At 64.2% G+C, this 19,189-nt stretch carries 18 protein-coding genes; 10 read left to right on the top strand and 8 right to left on the bottom strand.

The genetic code is table 11. From position 1 onward, the window contains the following. Positions 1 to 74 precede the first annotated feature (74 nt). From QN084_RS08390 to QN084_RS08360, 7 genes are all read left to right on the top strand, one after another. Positions 75 to 695, top strand: coding sequence for a rhodanese-like domain-containing protein (locus QN084_RS08390; RefSeq protein ID WP_021474176.1), 621 nt, complete (start codon positions 75 to 77; stop codon positions 693 to 695). Further along, positions 695 to 1,594 carry a sulfite exporter TauE/SafE family protein gene (locus QN084_RS08385; protein ID WP_069696374.1) on the top strand — a complete coding sequence of 300 codons (900 nt, stop codon included), beginning with the start codon at positions 695 to 697 and terminating at the stop codon, positions 1,592 to 1,594. The genes QN084_RS08390 and QN084_RS08385 overlap by 1 nt, the downstream gene beginning before the upstream one ends. A 26-nt stretch (positions 1,595 to 1,620) precedes the next feature. Further along, complete coding sequence (locus tag QN084_RS08380; RefSeq protein WP_021474174.1) at positions 1,621 to 1,962, top strand: rhodanese-like domain-containing protein; 342 nt, start codon at positions 1,621 to 1,623, stop codon at positions 1,960 to 1,962. Between the two features lie 53 nt (positions 1,963 to 2,015). Continuing rightward, positions 2,016 to 2,312 (top strand): rhodanese-like domain-containing protein, encoded by a 297-nt coding sequence (locus QN084_RS08375; RefSeq protein ID WP_069696373.1) that lies wholly within the window; start codon positions 2,016 to 2,018, stop codon positions 2,310 to 2,312. Positions 2,313 to 2,378: 66 nt separating this feature from the next. Beyond that, entirely contained in the window at positions 2,379 to 2,741 is a 363-nt protein-coding gene (gene trxA, locus QN084_RS08370) for a thioredoxin (RefSeq protein WP_021474172.1), read from the top strand. A 157-nt stretch (positions 2,742 to 2,898) separates the two neighbouring features. Then, positions 2,899 to 4,299: an MBL fold metallo-hydrolase gene (locus tag QN084_RS08365; RefSeq protein WP_021474171.1), complete on the top strand. Its 1,401-nt coding sequence runs from the start codon at positions 2,899 to 2,901 to the stop codon at positions 4,297 to 4,299. Between the two features lie 118 nt (positions 4,300 to 4,417). After that, positions 4,418 to 5,704 carry an MFS transporter gene (locus QN084_RS08360; RefSeq protein WP_062098289.1) on the top strand — a complete coding sequence of 429 codons (1,287 nt, stop codon included), beginning with the start codon at positions 4,418 to 4,420 and terminating at the stop codon, positions 5,702 to 5,704. A gap of 21 nt (positions 5,705 to 5,725) precedes the next feature. Here QN084_RS08360 and QN084_RS08355 read toward each other — a convergent pair whose 3' ends face one another. Both QN084_RS08355 and QN084_RS08350 read right to left on the bottom strand, forming a co-directional pair. Further along, entirely contained in the window at positions 5,726 to 6,448 is a 723-nt protein-coding gene (locus QN084_RS08355; RefSeq protein ID WP_021474169.1) for a VIT1/CCC1 transporter family protein, read from the bottom strand. Between the two features lie 82 nt (positions 6,449 to 6,530). Next, positions 6,531 to 7,511, bottom strand: a complete 981-nt coding sequence (locus QN084_RS08350; RefSeq protein WP_021474168.1) for an ABC transporter substrate-binding protein — start codon at positions 7,509 to 7,511, stop codon at positions 6,531 to 6,533. A 225-nt stretch (positions 7,512 to 7,736) separates the two neighbouring features. Here QN084_RS08350 and QN084_RS08345 point away from each other — a divergent pair. The 3 genes from QN084_RS08345 to QN084_RS08335 all read left to right on the top strand — a co-directional run bounded on the left by QN084_RS08345 (position 7,737) and on the right by QN084_RS08335 (position 12,755). Continuing rightward, positions 7,737 to 8,884 (top strand): IS3 family transposase gene (locus QN084_RS08345; protein WP_139126917.1). Its coding sequence is split into 2 segments (ribosomal slippage): positions 7,737 to 8,010 and positions 8,010 to 8,884, totalling 1,149 coding nucleotides; the frame shifts between segments, so codons are not numbered across the junction. 154 nt (positions 8,885 to 9,038) lie between these two features. Then, the gene (locus QN084_RS08340) at positions 9,039 to 10,028 is read left to right on the top strand and encodes an LLM class flavin-dependent oxidoreductase (RefSeq protein WP_069694892.1); all 990 of its coding nucleotides are present in this window, start codon (positions 9,039 to 9,041) and stop codon (positions 10,026 to 10,028) included. A gap of 90 nt (positions 10,029 to 10,118) precedes the next feature. Further along, the gene (locus QN084_RS08335; RefSeq protein ID WP_069694891.1) at positions 10,119 to 12,755 is read left to right on the top strand and encodes a trehalase-like domain-containing protein; all 2,637 of its coding nucleotides are present in this window, start codon (positions 10,119 to 10,121) and stop codon (positions 12,753 to 12,755) included. Positions 12,756 to 12,823: 68 nt separating this feature from the next. Here QN084_RS08335 and QN084_RS08330 read toward each other — a convergent pair whose 3' ends face one another. The 6 genes from QN084_RS08330 to QN084_RS08305 all read right to left on the bottom strand — a co-directional run bounded on the left by QN084_RS08330 (position 12,824) and on the right by QN084_RS08305 (position 19,185). Further along, positions 12,824 to 13,750 carry an AEC family transporter gene (locus QN084_RS08330; protein ID WP_069694890.1) on the bottom strand — a complete coding sequence of 309 codons (927 nt, stop codon included), beginning with the start codon at positions 13,748 to 13,750 and terminating at the stop codon, positions 12,824 to 12,826. Positions 13,751 to 13,936: 186 nt separating this feature from the next. Then, positions 13,937 to 14,368 (bottom strand): aspartate 1-decarboxylase, encoded by a 432-nt coding sequence (gene panD / locus QN084_RS08325; protein WP_170828595.1) that lies wholly within the window; start codon positions 14,366 to 14,368, stop codon positions 13,937 to 13,939. A gap of 104 nt (positions 14,369 to 14,472) precedes the next feature. Beyond that, a complete protein-coding gene (locus tag QN084_RS08320) occupies positions 14,473 to 15,006 on the bottom strand; it encodes a DUF6036 family nucleotidyltransferase (protein WP_225739997.1) in 534 nt (177 codons plus the stop codon). A 29-nt stretch (positions 15,007 to 15,035) separates the two neighbouring features. Continuing rightward, the gene (locus QN084_RS08315) at positions 15,036 to 15,614 is read right to left on the bottom strand and encodes a helix-turn-helix transcriptional regulator (RefSeq protein ID WP_021474162.1); all 579 of its coding nucleotides are present in this window, start codon (positions 15,612 to 15,614) and stop codon (positions 15,036 to 15,038) included. Between the two features lie 32 nt (positions 15,615 to 15,646). Further along, the gene (locus tag QN084_RS08310; protein WP_069694889.1) at positions 15,647 to 17,155 is read right to left on the bottom strand and encodes a rhamnulokinase; all 1,509 of its coding nucleotides are present in this window, start codon (positions 17,153 to 17,155) and stop codon (positions 15,647 to 15,649) included. Further along, a complete protein-coding gene (locus tag QN084_RS08305) occupies positions 17,152 to 19,185 on the bottom strand; it encodes a bifunctional rhamnulose-1-phosphate aldolase/short-chain dehydrogenase (RefSeq protein ID WP_069694888.1) in 2,034 nt (677 codons plus the stop codon). Before QN084_RS08305 ends, QN084_RS08310 begins: the two co-directional genes overlap by 4 nt. Positions 19,186 to 19,189: the final 4 nt, after the last annotated feature.

Here is a 19,189-nt window from a genome sequence, read left to right as displayed (position 1 = left end):
TTTTGACTACCCCGGGGGGTATCTGTAATACTCGGTGGGGTATTCACCTGTTCACTCGAATCGAGAGGCCATTCATGACTTCCCCTTCCACGGCATCCGCTGTTACCGCCCTTGCTCCTGAGGCGCTGCAGTCCTGGATCAAGGAGCATCAGGACCTCGTGGTCATCGACGTCCGCTCCGCTGCCGAATTTGAGTCCATGCACATCCGCGGCTCCTACAACGTGCCTCTGTCGCTGCTGTCCGAGCACACCGACGAGCTCGCCGCCCGGCTTGGCTCCCGGGTGGTCCTGGTCTGCCAGTCCGGCGTCCGCGCCGAGCAGGCCCGCCAGCGCCTTGCCAAGTCCGGGATTGACACCGCGTACGTCCTCACGGGCGGGGCTCCGGGGTACGCCGCCGCCGGCGGCGACGTGGTCAAGGGCAAGGACCGCTGGGACCTTGAACGCCAGGTGCGCCTGGTGGCCGGCTCCCTGGTGGTGCTGGGCCTGGCCGGCGGTAAGTTCATTTCTCCCAAGATCCGGACCCTCGCGGGCGTTATCGGCACCGGGCTGACCTTCTCTGCTGCGACCAACACCTGCGCCATGGGCAAGGCCATCTCCGCGATGCCGTGGAACAAGGCCGCCAAGGAGCCCACCCGCGAAAGCGCCATCCTGGCCCTGCCCGCCGCCGGCAGCAAGAGCACGGAAGCCGCAGCCTGATGAGCCTCACCCTGCTCCTGGTCCTGGCCCTGTCGGTGGTCATCGGGCTCTCGCTGGGAGTCCTGGGCGGTGGCGGGTCGATCCTGACCGTGCCCATCCTGGTCTACGTGGCGGGATTCGAGGCCAAGGAAGCCATCGCGGCGTCCCTGTTCGTCGTCGGCGTTACTTCGGTGGTCAGCGTGATCAGCCACGCCCGCAAGGGCAGGGTGATGTGGCGGACCGGACTGATCTTCGGTGCCGCCGGCATGGCGGGTGCGTTTGTTGGCGGCCTCCTCGGCGGTCACATCCCTGGCCAGATCCTGCTCATCGCCTTCGCCATCATGATGGTGGCCACCTCGCTGGCCATGCTGCGTGGGCGGAAGAAAAAGAACGACGGCGGAGCGGCGCCTGTCAAGCACGAGTTGCCCCTTGGCAGGGTGCTGCTGGACGGCGCCGTCGTCGGTCTCGTGACCGGCCTGGTCGGCGCGGGCGGCGGTTTCCTCGTGGTGCCGGCGCTGGCGCTGCTGGGTGGCCTGCCGATGGCGGTGGCCGTGGGAACGTCCCTGGTGGTCATTGCCATGAAGTCCTTTGCAGGCCTCGCGGGCTACCTCACTACCGTCCAGCTGGACTGGGGCATCACCCTCGGGGTGACCGTCGCGGCCATCGTGGGCTCATTGATCGGCGCCAAACTCGCCGGGCGCATCCCGGAGTCGGCCCTGCGCAAGGCTTTCGGCTGGTTCGTCCTGGCCATGGGTACCTTCGTCCTGATCCAGCAGGCCCCCGCCGGAATGCAGTGGCCCATCGCCGCCGGTGTCGCGGGGCTCACCGCGGTAACCGCAGGCATCTGTTGGTTCTTCGTGAGCTCCTGCCCGCTCCGGAACCGCGGCCGCCGCAGTACCGATGTCCCGTCGCCCGTCTGACCCGGGCACCACAGAAAGGAATTGCCATGGGACTTTTCGATTCCCTCAAGAAGGCCTTCAGCAAGCCCTACCAAACCATTTCCGTGGCCCAGGCCGAGGAACTCCTGGGCTCTGGAGCCACGCTGATCGACGTCCGTTCCGCCCAGGAGTGGCGGACCGGCCGTGCGCCGCAGGCCAAGCACGTCCCCCTGGACCGGCTGCAGACCAGCACCACCGGCATCAACAGGAACAAGCCCGTGATTGCAGTCTGCGCCTCCGGAGTGCGCTCCGCCTCCGCCGCCCGGCTCCTCGCAGCCCAGGGCTACCAGGCCTACTCGGTACGCGGCGGGATGGCCGCCTGGCGCCAAGCCGGCGAACCCGTCCGCTAGGCAAATACCACCCCCAAACCGCCAGCCGCCAACCACTTCAAAGGAGAACCATCATGGCTGAAATCACCATCACCGAAGCCGAGCAGCGCCGCGCCAGTGCCCGGATCCTCGACGTCCGCGAGGACTTCGAAGTCGCCGAGGGCATGATCCCCGGCGCCCTGCACATTCCCATGGGGCAGTTGCAGGCCCGCCTGGGCGAGCTTGACCCTGCCGTCCCCGTGATCGCCGTTTGCCGCAGCGGCAACCGCAGCGCCGCCGTCGCCGATGCCCTCAACGGCGCCGGTTACAAAGCAGACACCATGGCAGGCGGCATGAGCGCCTGGACCCGCGCAGGACTTCCCACCACCTAAACCCCTGACCCGGCAGCGGCACCAGCCAACCGGGCGCAACCAAACCTCCCGAAGGGACACCAGGCCATGGCCACCATTGACATCACCCAACACACATTTGCCCAAGCCCTGGAGAGCAGCGAGATCGTCTTCGTTGACTTTTGGGCAGCCTGGTGCGGCCCGTGCCGCATGTTTGCCCCCACCTACGGCGCCGCCGCCGAACGCCACCCGGACATCACCTTCGCCAAGGTAGACACAGAAGCCGAACAGGCCCTCGCCGCCGCGGCAAACATCACGTCCATCCCCACCCTCATGGCTTTCAAGGACAAAACCCTCGTCTTCTCCCAGCCGGGCGCCCTCAACGCGACGGGACTCGAGGAAGTCATCCAGGCCGTGAAGAACCTGGACATGGACAAAGCCCGCGCCGAAGCCGGCCGTCAGCACGCCTGATCCAGGTTCCGGAAAACCGGCCGCCGGCACCTGCCAAACCCAACGAAGCGCCAGGCCTCCTGCGCCTGGCGCCAGGGCCCTCCTGCAGGATACCCCAGGGGGTATCTGTACTGAATGTAGGCCCCAACATCCCCTTTCACTTGAAGGAGAGCACCCCATGCTTATCGAGCGCATTTATGACGAAGACCTTGCCCAGGCCAGCTACCTGATCGGCTGCCAGGCCAAAGGCGAAGCGATCGTCGTGGACGGTCGCCGCGACATCGCCGTTTACCAGGACCTGGCCGCGAAGAACGGCATGAAGATCGTGGCAGTCACCGAGACCCACATCCACGCCGATTACCTCTCCGGCACCCGCGAGCTGGCTGCCGCCACCGGAGCAAAGATCTATGTCTCCGGCGAAGGCGGCCCGGACTGGCAGTACCAGTTCGACGGTGAACGGCTCTACGACGGGGACACCATCACCCTGGGCAACATCAGCATCAAGGCCGTGCACACCCCCGGGCACACCCCGGAGCACCTGTCCTTCCTGGTCACCGACGGCGCGTTCAGCGACCAGCCCGGTTACCTGCTCTCCGGTGACTTCGTCTTCTCCGGAGACCTGGGCCGGCCGGACCTGCTGGATGAAGCAGCCGGCGGCGTTGACACCCGCTTCGAGGGCGCCAAGCAGCTCTTCGCCAGCCTGCGCGATAAGTTCCTGACTCTGCCGGACTACGTTCAGGTCCACCCCGCGCACGGCGCCGGAAGCGCCTGCGGCAAAGCACTCGGGGCCATCCCGTCCTCCACGGTTGGTTACGAACGGCTCTACGCCTGGTGGGGTCCCTACCTGGCAGCCGACGACGAGCAGGGCTTCATCGACGAACTCCTCGACGGCCAACCCGACGCACACGCCTACTTCGGCCGCATGAAGCGCGAAAACCGTGAAGGCCCTGTGGTCATGGGTGAACGCACCCCACTGCCGGAGCTCTCCACCGGGACCGTCGCAGCAGGCCTGGCCGAGGACACCTTGACCTTCATCGACACCCGTTCCAACGGCGAAGTCCACGAGGGAACCGTGGCCCGATCGCTGAATGTCCCTGCCGGCAAGTCCGTGGCCAGCTACGGTGCCTGGGTGGTGAACCCGGAAACTGACAAGAACCCGCTGGTGCTCCTCGCCGCAGACCAGGAGCAGGCGATGGACCTGTGGGACCACTTGGTACGCGTGGGCATCGACAACGTGGCGGGCTACCTCACCAGCATTGACGGGCTGCCCACCACCACCCCGAAGCTGATCCAGCCTGAGGAACTCGAAGGTTTCGACGCTGCCATGGTCCTGGACGTCCGCAACAAGACTGAGTACGCCGCCGGGCACGTCCCGGGCTCGTACCAGCTCAGCGGCGGCCGTGTCATGTGGCACCTGGACGAACTGCCCGCCAACGGCACGATCGTCAGCTACTGCCAGTCCGGCGTCCGGAACTCCGTCGCCGCCAGCGCCCTGCGCCGTGCCGGGTACGACGTCGTCGAACTCGACGGCAGCTACGCAGCCTGGAACTCCTGGAAGAACAGCGTCCCCGCCGTCTAACCACCCCCAAGCCGCCCGGGCAGGTCCCCCCTCCTGTCCGGGCCCCGCCCGGGTACGCTTCCCCCAAGCGTGCCCGGGCACCCTTTTGCCCGCACACCGGATTTGGAGCACCCCGCGCATGGCCAGCGACATCCCAAAGTACGATGCGCCCTCTCCACGAACCGTACTGGGCTTACGGGAGAACTTGCCGCAGTTCATGTTGCTGGTGGCCGTCAATGCCCTCGTAGGCGGGACCTTGGGCCAGGAACGCACCGTGCTGCCCCTTCTCGCCGCACAGGAATTCCACCTGGACCAGTACACCGGCGGGCTGACCTACATCCTGGCCTTCGGCTTGTCCAAGGCCGTAACGAACTACTTTGCCGGCACGCTCTCTGACAGGTATGGCCGCAGACCTGTCCTCGTCGCCGGCTGGCTGGTGGCGGTCCCCGTTCCGATTCTTCTCATTGCCGGCCCGTCCTGGTCCTGGATCGTAGCGGCCAACGTGCTGCTGGGCATCAGCCAAGGGCTCACCTGGTCCACCGCCGTCATCATGAAAATGGACCTGGTGGGCTCCAAGCAGCGTGGACTGGCCATGGGCTTCAACGAGGCCGCAGGCTACCTCGGCGTGGCCGGCACTGCACTCGCCACAGGCTATCTGGCCACCGCCTACGGCCTGCGTCCAGCCCCCTTCCTGCTCGGGGCCGCCTTCATCGCCCTGGGCCTGGGCCTGACGGTGCTCGCCGTGAAGGAAACCCACCACCACGTAAAAACGGAAGCTGCCCGTCACGTCGCTACTCAATCACGGGCCCACGGCAGCCTGACCACCGGGCAGGTGTTTACCCTGACCAGTTTCAAGGACCGCTCCCTGTCCGCAGCCAGCCAGGCCGGACTGGTGAACAACCTCAACGACGGCTTGGCCTGGGGTCTCTTCCCCGTCCTGTTCGCTGGCGCCGGGCTGAACCTTGGGCAAATTGGCATCCTGGCCGCCGCTTACCCGGCCGCCTGGGGTTTGGCACAACTGGTCACCGGTGCGGCTTCAGACCGCGGCGGCCGCAAATGGTTCATTACGGCCGGCATGCTGGTTCAGTCCGTGGCCTTAGGAATCTTCGCCTTCGCCCACGACTTCGGACCCTGGCTTGCCGCAGCCATTATTTTGGGCCTCGGTACCGCATTGGTGTACCCAACACTGTTGGCCGCCATCGGCGACGTTGCCCACCCCATCTGGCGGGCGCGCTCCGTAGGGGTGTACCGGTTATGGCGCGACGGCGGGTTCGCCGTTGGTGCCCTCCTGTCAGGAGTGCTCGCGGACCTTTACGGCATCCCCGCAGCAGTCGCCGTCGTCGCAGCGATCACCGCGGCTTCCGGCGCAGTGGTGGCCGTGCGGATGCGCAACAATGACCATCTGCGGGACGCATCGACGTCCTAGAGGCAGGTCCTGGAGGCGAGGTCAGGCTATCCCCGTGGTGCCCAGCAGCAGGCCAACAGCGTAGGTGAAGGCCATGGCAAGGGCGCCGCCGATGACCAGGCGCAACGTGGCCTTCCGCTTCGAGCTGCCACCGATCCTGGCGCTGACCGTGCCGGTGATGGCCAAAGCCACCACCACGGCCACAAACGTCAACGGGATCCGGACCTCGGCCGGCAGGAGGAGGATGGCCAGCAGCGGAAGCACTGCGCCAACGGTGAAGGCAATTGCCGAGGCGAAGGCCGCATGCCAGGCATTGACTACCTCTGCCTCGTCGATCTTCAGTTCAGCCTCCAGGTGGGCGCCCAAGGCATCATGCTCGGTGAGTTCGCGGGCTACCGTCCGCGCGGTGGCTTCGCTGAGGCCCTTGGCCTGGTAGATGGAGGCAAGCTCCGCCAGTTCGCCTTCGGGATCGTCACGGAGTTCCTTCCGTTCCTTCTCAATCAAGGCCCGCTGGCTGTCGCTTTGGCTGCTGACGGAGACGTACTCGCCAAGGGCCATGGAAACGGCCCCGCCCACGACGGCGGCCGTGCCGGCTACCAGGATGGGGGTGACATCGTTGGTAACACCCGCGACGCCCACAACCGTGGCGGCCACGGACACGATGCCGTCGTTGGCTCCGAGGACGCCTGCGCGCAGCCAGTTCAAGCGTGCCGCGATGCTGTCATTGTGCGGTTCGTTGGGGTGCTGCTTCAGCAACTCAGTCATAGTGAACAGTAAAACACCGGTGGCTACTGCCGGCCACGTAGGTTTGCATACCCTTCACAGGTCCTGGAACCACCGTGCCCTGCTACTTCTTGGGCAGGCCTGCCGGGTTCAGTTCCGAAGCCGGGATGGCTTCGGAGGAAAGGCCCCAACGCTCGAGAATCCTGCCGTAGTTGCCGTCCTTGATCAGCTTGTTCAGGGCGCTCTGGGCGGCTACCGCCAAACCGTTGCCCTTCTTGGTGGTGAAGGCGATCTCCGCTTTCAGGGGCCAGCCGCCTTCAACCGTTCCTACCTGCTTGGTCTTGCCGTCCTGCGCAGCCTTGTAGGCCGCTGAGGCGTTGGGGCCGAACGTGAGGTCCGCACGGCCTGACTGGAGGGCAAGCTGGGAGGCGGAGTCGTCGTCGTAATACTGGAAATCAACGGGCTTCAGTCCGTTCTTCTTGTTCTCCTCGTCCCAGCGGACCAAGATGGCTTCCTGGTTGGTACCGGAACCCACGATGATGCGTTTTCCGGCTACGTCCTTGGCTTCCTTGACCTGGGAGATGTCCGAATCGCTCTTGGCGTAGAACCCCAGGAGGTCATTGCGGTAGGTGGCGAAGTCAAACTTCTCCTTGCGGGCCTCAGTGACTGTCACGTTGGAAAGCACGGCCTCGTACTTGCCCGACTCCACGCCCAGCGGCCAATCGGCCCACGCCACCGGCAGGACTTCCACCTCAAGGCCCAAGGTCCCGCCCACGGCGTACGCGATATCCACCTCGCTGCCGATGAGGGTCTTGTTGTCGGACGCGAAAAGACTCAGGGGAGGGGTTCCGCCGGTAGTCACCACCGTGAGCTTGCCGTCAGCCTTAATGGCATCGGGAACCTGTGCAGCGGCTGCAGAATCCACGTCAACTTTGATCCGGTCCTGTACCGGCGAGAGGTTGAACTGCTTGGCAGTGGCGCTCGCCGAAGCGGAGCCGGAACCGGTTGCCGCCGTCGCGCCGGGATCCGAGCAGGCCGCGAGGCCCAAGAGAGCAGTGACTGCCAGCGCCACGGTGACGCCGGTCTTGGTTGTGAATCGTGCCATGAGTACCCCTTGGGTGAAGTTCGATGCGTACTTGTCGCTGCCACTATCCGGTAGGGCGCAAAGAGCGGTCAAAGCGCTATGAAACGCGGAGATACAGGGGGTCACAGCCGGTAATCACGCGTCCCGCCCGGTCACAAAGCGGGGGTGGTTGGGTCCCCGGAGAGCAGTCCAGTGTTTGTGTGAGTTTCGTGTCCGAGAATGGACACAGGAGGTAATTCACGAATCATGGCACGCAGACACACCCCGGAGCAGGTCATCGCCAAGGTCCGGCAGGGCCAAAAGATGCTCAACGATGGCCGTCCGATGGTCGAGGTCGTCAAGGAGCTCCAGGTCACCGAGGCGACTTGGTACCGCTGGCTGAACCAGTACGGGTCTGAGAAGAACGCCGAAGCGTCCAAGCGGACCAAGGAGCTGGAGAAGGAGAACGCCCGGCTCAAGCGGTTGCTGGCGGAGAAGGAACTGGCGATCGACATCCTGAACGAGGTGGCGAAGGGAAAATTCTGAGCCCCGAACCACGTCGCCGTGCCGTGCGCATGGCGACGGAGAAGTTCGGGGCATCCGAACGCTTCGCCTGCAAGGTCTTGGGGCAGAACCGGTCCGCGTTCCGCAAAAAGAAACCCGACATGGGCTTCGAAGAGGCGCAGCTCCGCTCGGAGCTGCGTGCCATCGCAATGAAGCACCCGGCGTGGGGCTGGCGGAAGGCCCGCTGGCACCTGCTGGCCCAGCCGGCGTGGGACGGGGTAGCGCTGAACAGGAAGCGCATCCGCAGGCTCTGGCGCGACGAAGGCCTGACCTGCAAACCCAGAGCCCGGAAGAAGCGCCGCACCGGGCCCGGCGCCGGGGAACAGAAACGCCTCACAGCCCAGTATCCGATGCACGTGGTCAGCTTCGACTTCCAATCCGACGTGACCTCCTGCGGCCGGCACATCCGGTTCCTCAACGTCATCGATGAATACACCCGCACGGCGCTGGCCGTCATCCCGCGAAGGTCGTTCAAAGCCACTGACGTGGTCGCGGTGCTGGAGAACATCATCGCCGAAACCGGCACCGCACCGACATACCTCAGGTGTGACAACGGCCCCGAATTCACCGCCGCCGCACTGATCGACTGGTGCGATACCGCCGGAGTCGACACCGCCTTCATCGACCCGGGCTCACCTTGGCAGAACGGCTTCATCGAATCCTTCAACGCCCAATTCAGAAGGGAACAACTCTCCGGAGAGATCATGGACACCATGGCCGAAGCGAAGTATTTGGCCGAGGAATGGAAGACTATCTACAATCATGAACGGCCCCACGGATCCCTGGACGGCACGACGCCGAAACGCTACTGGGAAACCTGGACGCAAGAAAACCAATTAGCTACCGCATAGACGCTGGACTGCTAACGGGGGCCCAATCAGGGGATTTTGGACGCTTTGGAGAACCGCGACGTAACTCACAGAAATAAGGCGGGCAACGCCGTCGTTGTCGCTTAAGTGCCCGCCAACGGGCCGACGCGAACCACTCCGAAAGGCCGGTACCCCTGTGACTGTTCCTCTTTCCATCCTCGACCTGGCAACCATCGGGAAGGGCCAGACAGTGGCGGAAAGCCTCGCGGGCAGTGTGGCCATGGCGCAGAAGGCGGAAGAGCTGGGATATCGCCGGGTTTGGTACGCCGAACACCACAACATGTCCGCCATCGCCTCATCCGCCACCAGCGTGCTGATCGCCCACGTGGCAGCGCACACCAACAGCATTCGGTTGGGGGCAGGCGGCATCATGCTGCCCAACCATTCGCCGCTGACCATCGCCGAACAATTCGGGACGCTGGAAACACTCCACCCGGGCCGCATCGACCTCGGCCTGGGCCGTGCTCCGGGCAGCGACCAAAACACCATGCGTGCTTTGCGGCGCGATCACATGTCTGCCGACTCGTTCCCGCAGGACGTCCTGGAACTTCAGGGTTACCTCACGGGTCCTACCCGGATCCAAGGCGTGGAGGCGACTCCGGGCAAGGGAACCAACGTGCCGCTGTACATTCTGGGCTCCTCGCTTTTCGGTGCGCAGCTGGCTGCCCGGCTGGGACTGCCGTACGCGTTCGCTTCACACTTTGCGCCCGCCGCCCTGCGCGACGCAGTGGCTATCTACCACCGCGACTTCAAGCCCTCCGAGCAACTGTCCGAGCCCTACGTCATTGCCGGCGTCAACGTGACAGCGGCTGACACCAACGCAGAAGCCCAGGCAATCCACCTCGCCGTGAAGCGTGCCAGGGTGGCGCTGTTTTTTGGCGGCGGACGCGAGTTCACGGACGACGAGGCGGATATGGTCCTTGACTCCCCGCAGGGGCAGCACATCGCCCAGATGATGAAGTTCTCCGCCGTGGGAACCCCCGACGTTGTGCGGGAATACCTGGACGAATTCGCCAAGCATGCGGATGCGGATGAACTGATCGTTGCGCACCAGAGCGTGGGGACTCAGGAGCGGCTGCGGTCGGTCGAGTTGGTGGCCGAGGTGGCGGGTCTGGTCCCGGCCTAGGACCTCCTTTTACACATACGCAATTACAGAGCTATACGAGGGAAACCCTTCGGGCGGAAACTATTCCTATCCACTCCGGAAGGAACCGCCATGCCGACGCCGTTGAACCAGTCAGTTGCCGATTCGGCGCTCTTGATGAACTCGTTGCCGCTTGGTTTACTCCGTTCGTTTGTCCGTCCCCAGGAGGACCAAGGGATCACCCCGGAGTTGATGGCTGACCTCAAAGTCCTGTCCAGGGTTCCGGGCCTTTTGGTGGCCTGCAATTACGGCGGCACGCTGTGTGAGGCCGAAGGCGTTTCCAATGAGACGTTGCCCTTGGACAGCGCGGCCGTGGCACTGCGTGCGCTGGCGGCGCTTCCCAACACGCATGCAGGCATCATCTCCGGGCGGTCATTGCGGGACCTGGCCGCCGTTTCCCGGTTGCCGGCGGAGGTGCATTTGGTGGGGTCCCATGGAGTCGAATTCGACATGGGATTCGCCTACGGGCAATCCCTTGCCACCGAAAACCTGCTGCATGAGGTGGCTACGGCGTTGAGTGAGGCCGTTGGCTTCGAGAAGGGCGTCAGCATAGTCCGCAAACCCGTAGGCGTGGCGGTCCGCACCCGCCCCGCCACGCAGGATGTGGTGGAACGCGTAACGTACAAGGCGCAGCACATTGCCATCCAGTACGGCCTCTACTTCATCGTCGACGGCACCGTCCTGGACCTCACGGTGGAAGAACCTGCCAAGGGCAAGGCACTTGAACAGCTCCGATCCCGTTTGGGCGTTACAGCCGCTCTCTACGCCGGGGACGCCGAGAGCGACGAACGGGCGCTCGCCACGCTGCGCGGACCGGACCTTGGCTTGCACGTCGGGCCGGGAGATACGACGGCGGCACACACCATTCCGGACCCCGAAGCCTTCGCGAGGGTGCTGGCTTTGTTGTTCGAACTGCGGCGGTCGTGGCTCTTTGGTGAGGACGCCGTTGGTTTGGAGCGGCACTCGATGATTGGGAACGGCACCTCCACGGCGCTGCTCACCCCGGACGCGAAGGTCTGCTGGATGAGTCACCCGCTGCCCGATTCCGGGTCCTTGTTCGCACACATCCTCGGTGGCGAGCCGGCAGGTCACTTCAGCATCGAGCCCGTGAAACCCTCTGCGGTCCTCGCGCAGCGCTACGTGGACAACACCATGATCGTGGAGACCCGCTGGGCCGATGTCACCGTGACCGACTACCTCGAACCGGCACCGGACGGCATCACCAGCCTGGTCAGGGTCCTGTCCGGAAACGGCACGGCCAGGGTGGTCTTCGCCCCCCGCCCGGACTACGCCAGCGCTCCCTTCAACATGGAGATCCGCGGCGATGAGATCCACGTTGTGGGCACCTCGGATCCCATCATCCTGTCCGCGCCGGGCGTTGAGTTCACCATCACCAGTGACAGCCGGCACGCAACTGCCACCGCGGAGGTATATCTGGGGTCCGGGCCGGTTGTGCTCAATTTGCGCTGCGGTGATACAGAATCCGCCCCTCCGGATCCGGACGGAGAACCGGCCAGGCGCGCCGCCGTCGGGCAGTCCTCCAGGGAGTGGGTCAAATCGCTCCGGTTGCCGGCCATTAAGACTTCACTGGTGAGACGCTCGGCGCTCGTTCTGAAGTCCTTGGTCCACCAGCCCACCGGGGCTGTCCTTGCCGCGCCCACCACGTCGCTTCCGGAGGGGATCGGCGGCACGCGGAACTGGGACTACCGCTACTGCTGGCTCCGTGATGCCTCTATGACCGTGAATGCGTTGGTGGGCCTCGGGTCCACGGAGGAAGCGGAGGGCTTCCTCGGCTGGTTGGGGCGGATCCTGGAGAACGCCCCGGGGCCCGAATGGCTGCACCCGTTGTACTCGGTGACGGGGGCGCCGCTTTCCACCGAAGCAATTGTGGACAGCCTGCCGGGGTATGCCGGTTCGCGCCCGGTCAGGATCGGCAACGCGGCTGACCACCAGGTTCAGTTGGACGTCTTCGGTCCCATTGCGGAACTGATCCATGACCTGGCGGAACGGCGGGGTTTCCTGCCGGATGACCACTGGTTCCTCATGGAGCAGATGGCCCACGCCGTCATCGCCCGATGGCACGAGCCGGACCATGGAATCTGGGAGGCCCGCAAACCGCCCCGGCACCATGTCTACAGCAAGGTCATGTGTTGGGTCACCCTGGATCGTGCTGTCCGCACGGCGGGTTTGCATGGTCGGATGCCGCATGCCGATTGGGCGGGAACCGCTGAGACCATCCGTGATGAAGTCCTGCGGGAAGGGTGGGATTCTTCCGTTGCGTCCTACACGGTGGCCTATGACAGCCCCGACCTGGACGCCGCAGTGCTGCACATTGGATTGTCCGGCCTGCTGGATGTCCGCGACCAGCGCTTCCTGGATACGGTCACCGCAGTGGAACGGGAACTGCGCGTGGGGCCCACAGTCTTCCGGTACAGGTACGACGACGGCCTGCCGGGCTTGGAGGGTGGCTTCCACATCTGTACGACGTGGCTGATCGAGGCCTACCTCGCAGTGGGCCGTTTGGACGATGCCTTGGAGCTCTTCAACCGCCTGGTCGCCTTGTTCGGTCCAACGGGATTGTTGCCGGAGGAATACGATCCCGGCACGGAGACCCACCTTGGCAACCACCCCCAGGCCTATTCGCATCTGGGATTTATCCGCTGCGCCCAACTCCTGGAGCTCAATTTGGCGAAGGCGGACGTCGAGTAGCCCATCCAGGTCGCAGTTGTGCGCGTTTACACGCCGCTAAACGCGCACAATTGCGATCCAGTTGGGGACTAGGCGAGCAACAACGCCACTGCGATCATCGCGGGGACAGCCACGATGGTTGTGAGCAGGACGGTGTCCTTCGCTACCGTGATGCCCGCTTGGTATCGGTTGGCGGCAACGAACACGTTCTGTGCTGTCGGCAGGGCAGAGGTCACCACCACCGCGAACAGCGCGTGCCCGTCCATGTTCAAGGCGAAGCGGGCAAACACATACGCGATCAGGGGATGCACCAGCAGCTTGAACGCACTGGCCAGCAGGGTGTCCAAGCGCCGGCCCCCGGAGTTTTGCAGCGGCTTGGAACCGTTCAGGCTCATACCGAAAGCCATCAACATGGCCGGAATCGCCGCCCCGCCAATCAAGTGGATCGGCTCGAGGATCAGTTGGGGGACTTGAAAGCCGGTACCAGCCACCACAAGGCCCAATGCGGATCCCACGATTATCGGATTCCTGACGATCATCAGGACGAACCGCAGGGGAGTGGTGCGATGGTTGCTGGTGCTCGCATCCAACGCCATCAAATACATGGGCGTGAAAAATGCCAGTTGGAAGATGAGCAACGGCGCCACATAGCTGGCGTCGCCCAGGACAAACACGGAAATGGGAATGCCAAGGTTTGCCGAGTTGGCCAAAGACGAACTCATCGAGGACATGAGCGATTCAGGAAGGCTGCGCTTCAGCCAGAACTTCGCAATCAGGAAAAACAAGAGACCCGTGATGGTCGCTCCCACTGCCGTCACCAGCAGCGGCGCGGCGAAGACCTCGTGAAGCTTGGCTTTGCTCAACGTTTCGAACAGCAAGGCAGGGCTGGCGACGAAGAACGTCAGCGAACTGAGCACGGATCTCGCGTTGTCACCGAGGATGTTTCGGCGCCCCACGAACATTCCCACCAGGATGATGGCCCACACCACGAAGAACCCGGACAAGACTCCGATCATGGCAGGGGACAGGCTGCGTAAATGTGGATCACGCCTTCAGCCTAATCAGATTTATTCACGAGTAAGCGTTTTCAGTGCTGAGGTCCGTTATCCGGACGCACGCACTCGAGGGCCCACTCACGCGCGCAGACGCCGACGGCGGCACTCAGGGTGAGTGCCGCCGTCGAGGTTTGGTTTGTGGCTGGTTCAGCTAAGGTGAGCCGCGTTGTTCAAGGCATGCGGGGGCCGCATCAGTCCGGGTGTGTGGGCCTCGGCGGGATCGTTGCCGAGCTGCAGGATCTGGTTTTCCTTCCCCACGTGAACCACCTTGGGCTCGTAGGACCTGGCTTCTTCAGTAGTCATCTCCGCATAAGTGATGAGGATGACGAGGTCGCCCACATGGACCTGATGGGCTGCGGCACCGTTGATGCCGATGACCCCTGATCCGCGCTCGCCGGCGATGGTGTACGTCTCCAGGCGGGCACCGTTGGTGATATCCACGATGGACACGAGTTCGCCGGGAAGAATGTCGGCGGCGTCCAGGAGATCCAGATCGACGGTGACCGACCCGACGTAGTGGAGATCGGCGTGGGTCACCGTGGCACGGTGAATCTTGGACTTGAACATTGTGCGGATCATAATGCGTTCAGTTTAGCGCGGGGGCTTCACGGCCGCTGTGACGTAGGAGACGTTCGAGGTCAGTGATCTGCGCTCGCGGTGCATGAACCGCTGGGCGGCATGAATTACGGGGAAATGGGTGGTCGGCGCAGGGCCCGGGCGGCGGCAATTGCCTCTTCGGCGACAATTTCGTAATTTTCAGTGGGGGCGCTCAGTGTCACTGAATGCTCGCCATACTTTTGAAAAGCCAGTTGCACCAATTCGGCAGCATCATCAATGCCCATGGCCAACACCAAATGCCCAAGGTCCTCGATGTCCTTGGCTCGCTCCGCCGCTATCTTCATTGCAGCCAGGGTGGGCAAGTCGGCGAGTCTCACCGCCGAAGAGGTTCCTTTCGGACCAACAATCCATTGGGCGTCGTCAGGAAGGAACGCTGCTGCGCGGTTGTTCAACCACTTTGGGGGCAACCCGTACTCTTGGGACATGTCTGCAGCTACTGCATCCACCACACCGCTGGGGGTGTATTGGGCATCGACGTCGGTGGTTGCGCGATCAAGAAGACCGTGGAGTAGGAGCGCGGCCCCGCCAATGATTTGGATGTCCAACGAGACGCCACGGGATGCGAGGCGGGCCTCTAGCTCCTGGAGCAACCTAACCACGTCTGAACGTCGAAACTCACTCAATGCACTCACACCGTCGCCAAGTCCCGCTCGCGGATCCATACGTTCATTGCAGCGATCTCATACGGAGTTTCACGACGAATGAGCTCCTTCATTCGTTCGCTGACCGGATGGAGCTTCTCGGCCAGGAACACGGGTTGCGTTGCCGCCTTGGCGTTCTTCGCCCATTTGGGCGCTGGGGTGCCGGTCTTAGCTGCTACCCACCGAGTGACTGCGCCAAGTGCGGTGCAGTAGGCATCGTCCGCGAAGGAGGGTGCATTTGGCATGAGCGCTCGTCCGGCTGAGAGTGAGGAAGCAGCGTATTCACCCAGCAAGCGAATGGCATAGTGAAAGTCGCCCTCATTAATTGTCTTTGTAAAGTCTTCGGCGAATTCGTGGGCACGGTTGTCGTCCAAGGTTATGCTCAGGCCAAGGATTTTCATGGTCTTCAGGACCAGGCCAAAAGATGCCCCACCCTTGCCCCCCTCCAGATCGACCACAAACTTACGGGAAGTGCCGATTGCGTCAGCCAAATCCTGTTGGGTGTAGCCGTAAGCCTTTCGTCGCTCGCGAATTGCATGGCCAATAGACTCAACACTCATGTCCATGACTTCATTATGACACCTTTCGGTTACATTCTTCAGTGCGGGCCTGTGCTGGAACGTGAGGAACTCTGAACGATCCGGGCCTCCACGGGCTCGTACCTCACCAGTTCCGTCCCTGACGCAACAAGCGCCCGCAATTCCGTCAACCCGCCGATCACCACGCCGGCGGCGCGGGCTTGGACCAGCACGTTGCCCAGGGCCGTGGCCTCAACCGGCCCGGCGACCACCGGCCTGCCCGTGGCATTCGCTGTCAGTTGGCAGAGCAGCCTGTTTTGCGATCCGCCACCCACCACGTGCACCACGCCGGCGGTACGGCCGGTGAGGCGCTCGGCGTCGTTGAGGGTCCGGGCGTAACCTGCGGCAAGGCTGTCCATGATGCAACGCACGACGGCGGCCGGACGGTCGGGGAGAACGTCACCGTTGTGCCGCACGGCTGAGCGGATGCGTTCGGGCATGTTGTCCGGCGCGGTGAAAGCGGGGTCTTCGGCATTGATCTGCGGTCCGCCAGGAGGCAGGGCGGCAGCCGCGTCCAGCAGTGCGGGGAGTGATTGGGCGAATCCCTGGGCTGCCCAGGTGCGCTGGCACTCGCTCAGTAGCCAGAGCCCGCCCACGTTTCGCAGGTACCTGATGGTCCCGTCGACTCCACGTTCGTTGGTGAAGTTCGCGGCCCGGCTTTCTTTGGAGAGCACGGGGTGCTTCAGCTCCAGGCCCACCAGGGACCACGTTCCGGAGGAGATATAGGCGAACTCTTCCTGCTCTACAGGGACTGCGGCAACAGCCGAGGCGGTGTCATGCGAGCCCACGGCAACCACGGGGGTACCGGAAGGCATGCCCAGCTGTGAGGCGATGTCCGGCCGCAGGGTTCCGTAAGATTCGCCCGGCTGGATCAGTGGCGGGAAGATGTCCCGCGGAAGCCCCAGTACATCCAGGAATTCCGTGGCCCATTCCTCCGTCACCGCATCAAACATCCCGGTGGTGGAGGCATTCGTTGCCTCGGTCCGACGCTGCCCGGTCAGCAGGAAAGCGATCAGGTCCGGGATGAGCAGTGCCTGCACACCGTCGAGGGAGGGCTCTGCAGCCAGTTGGTAGATGGTGTTGAACTGCAGGAACTGCAGGCCAGTGGTGGCGTACTGCTGCTCCGGTGGAATGAGCGCGTGCACGCGCGCCACGGCAGACCGGCTTCGCTCGTCCCGGTAGCTGTACGGTGGGGCGATCAGTTTCCCGGAAGCGTCCACCAGCCCGTAGTCCACGGCCCAGGTGTCGATTCCGATGCTTTGGATCCGCTCGCCGTTTCCGGCTGCCACAGTCGCGGCCGCGCGGAGGCCTGCAAGTACCTCCGCGAAGAGGGCGTCGAAATCCCAGCGGAGTCCGCCGTCGAGTTCCACCACTCCGTTGGGGAAACGGTGCACGGTCTCCAGCGTCGCGCCTGTGGAGGGGCAGACGCGGCCCAGCATGACGCGGCCGGAGGACGCGCCGATATCGACGGCGGCGAACACACCGGAGGTGGGCCGCCCGCCGTCGATATCGCCAAATGCAGTGCTCATCGGAGGAACGCTGCTGCGACGCCGGCGTCCACGGGAATGTGCAGGCCGGTGGTGTGGGAGAGTTCGTTGCTGGTGAGCACGGCTGCGGCGTTGGCCACGTGTTCGGGGAGGACTTCGCGCTTGAGGAGGGTGCGCTGGGCGTAGTACTCGCCCAGCTTTTCCTCGTCCACGCCGTAGACCGCTGCGCGTTTGGCGCCCCAGCCGCCGGCGAAGATGCCGGAGCCGCGGACCACGCCGTCGGGGTTGATGCCGTTGACGCGGATGCCGTGGTCGCCCAGCTCTGCAGCGAGGAGCCGGACCTGGTGGGCTTGGTCGGCTTTGGTGGCGGAGTAGGCGATGTTGTTGGGTCCGGCGAACACGGAGTTCTTGGAGGAGATGTAGATGATGTCTCCGCCCAGGCCCTGGTCAATCATGACCTTCGCTGCGGCCTTGGAGACGAGGAACGATCCCTTGGCCATGACGTTGTGCTGCAGGTCCCAGTCCTTCTCGGTGGTTTCGAGCAGCGGCTTGGAAATGGACAGGCCGGCGTTGTTGACCACCAGGTCCAGGCCACCGAAGGCGAGCACGGCTTCGGCGATGGCGGCGTTGATCTGGGCTTCGTTGGTCACGTCGGCCTGGACGCCGATGGCGACGTCGGGACCGCCCAGTTCCTCGGCGACGGCTTGGGCGTTCTCAAGGTTCAGGTCGGCAATCACTACGCACGCGCCGTCGGACGCCAATCGGGTGGCGATCGCCTTCCCGATGCCGGAAGCCGCGCCGGTGACCAGTGCGATGCGGGTCGCGTGGGACTTGGGCTTGGGCATCCGGGCGAGCTTGGCTTCCTCCAGTGCCCAGTACTCGATGCGGAACTTCTCGGATTCCTCGATCGGGTCGTAGCTGGAGATCGCCTCGGCGCCGCGCATGACGTTGATGGCGTTGAGATAGAACTCCCCGGCCACGCGGGCGGTCTGCTTGTCCTTACCGAAGGAGAACATACCCACCCCGGGGATGAGCACGATCGCCGGGTCCGCGCCGCGCAACGCAGGTGAATCAGCGTCGGCGTGCCGGTCGTAGTACGCCTGGTAATCCTCGCGGTATTCAGCGTGCAGTTCCTTCAGGCGGGCCACGGACTCTTCGATGGACGCGTCCGCGGGCAGGTCCAGGATGAGGGGCTTGACCTTGGTCCGGAGGAAGTGGTCCGGGCAGGACGTGCCGAGTGCGCCGAGGCGTGGATGCTCGGTGGAGGCGAGGAAGTCAAGCACGACGGCGTCATCGCTGAAGTGCCCCAGCTGCGGTTTGTCCGTGGAGGCCAGGCCGCGGATCACGGGGGCCAGGGCCGCCGCCTTGGCGCGGCGCTCCTTCTCCGGCAGGGCGCCGTAGCCGGGGAGGGCGGGGCCGAATGGCTCGGCTTTGCCGTTCTCTGCGATGTACTTCTCGGCCTGGTCGATGATCCAGAGGGAGTTCGCTTCGGCTTCTTCGCTGGTGGCGCCCCAGGCGGTGATGCCGTGGCCGCCCAGGATGGTGCCGACGGCCTGCGGGTTGGCTTCCTTGATCGCGGCGATGTCCAAACCGAGCTGGAATCCAGGCCGTCGCCAGGGAACCCACACCACCTTGTCGCCGAAGATCTTCGACGTCAGCGCCTCACCGTCCACCGCCGTCGCAATGGCGATGCCCGAGTCCGGATGCAGGTGGTCAACGTGGGCTGCGTCCACGAGGCCGTGCATGGCGGTATCGATCGACGGTGCTGCGCCGCCCTTGCCGTGCAGGCAGTAATCGAACGCGGCCACCATCTCGTCTTCACGCTCGACGCCGGGGTAAACGGACTTGAGCGCCTGGAGCCGGTCGAGCCGGAGTACTGCGAGGTTTTCGGCCTTCAGGGTGCCCAGGTCGCCGCCGGAGCCCTTAACCCAGAGGAGTTCAACGTCCTGGCCGGTCACGGGGTCCTTCTCGAAACCCTTGGCCGAGGTGTTGCCGCCGGCGAAGTTGGTGTTCCGCTTGTCCGCGCCGAGGCGGTTGGAACGGGTGATCAGGTCTTCAACAGTCTTGTTCATGGCT

Source organism: Paenarthrobacter sp. R1, assembly GCF_030264015.1.
Classification (GTDB): Bacteria; Actinomycetota; Actinomycetes; order Actinomycetales; family Micrococcaceae; genus Arthrobacter; species Arthrobacter ureafaciens.
The sequence above is the reverse complement of the archived record's forward strand: the minus strand, read 5'-3'. Positions and strand labels throughout refer to the sequence as shown.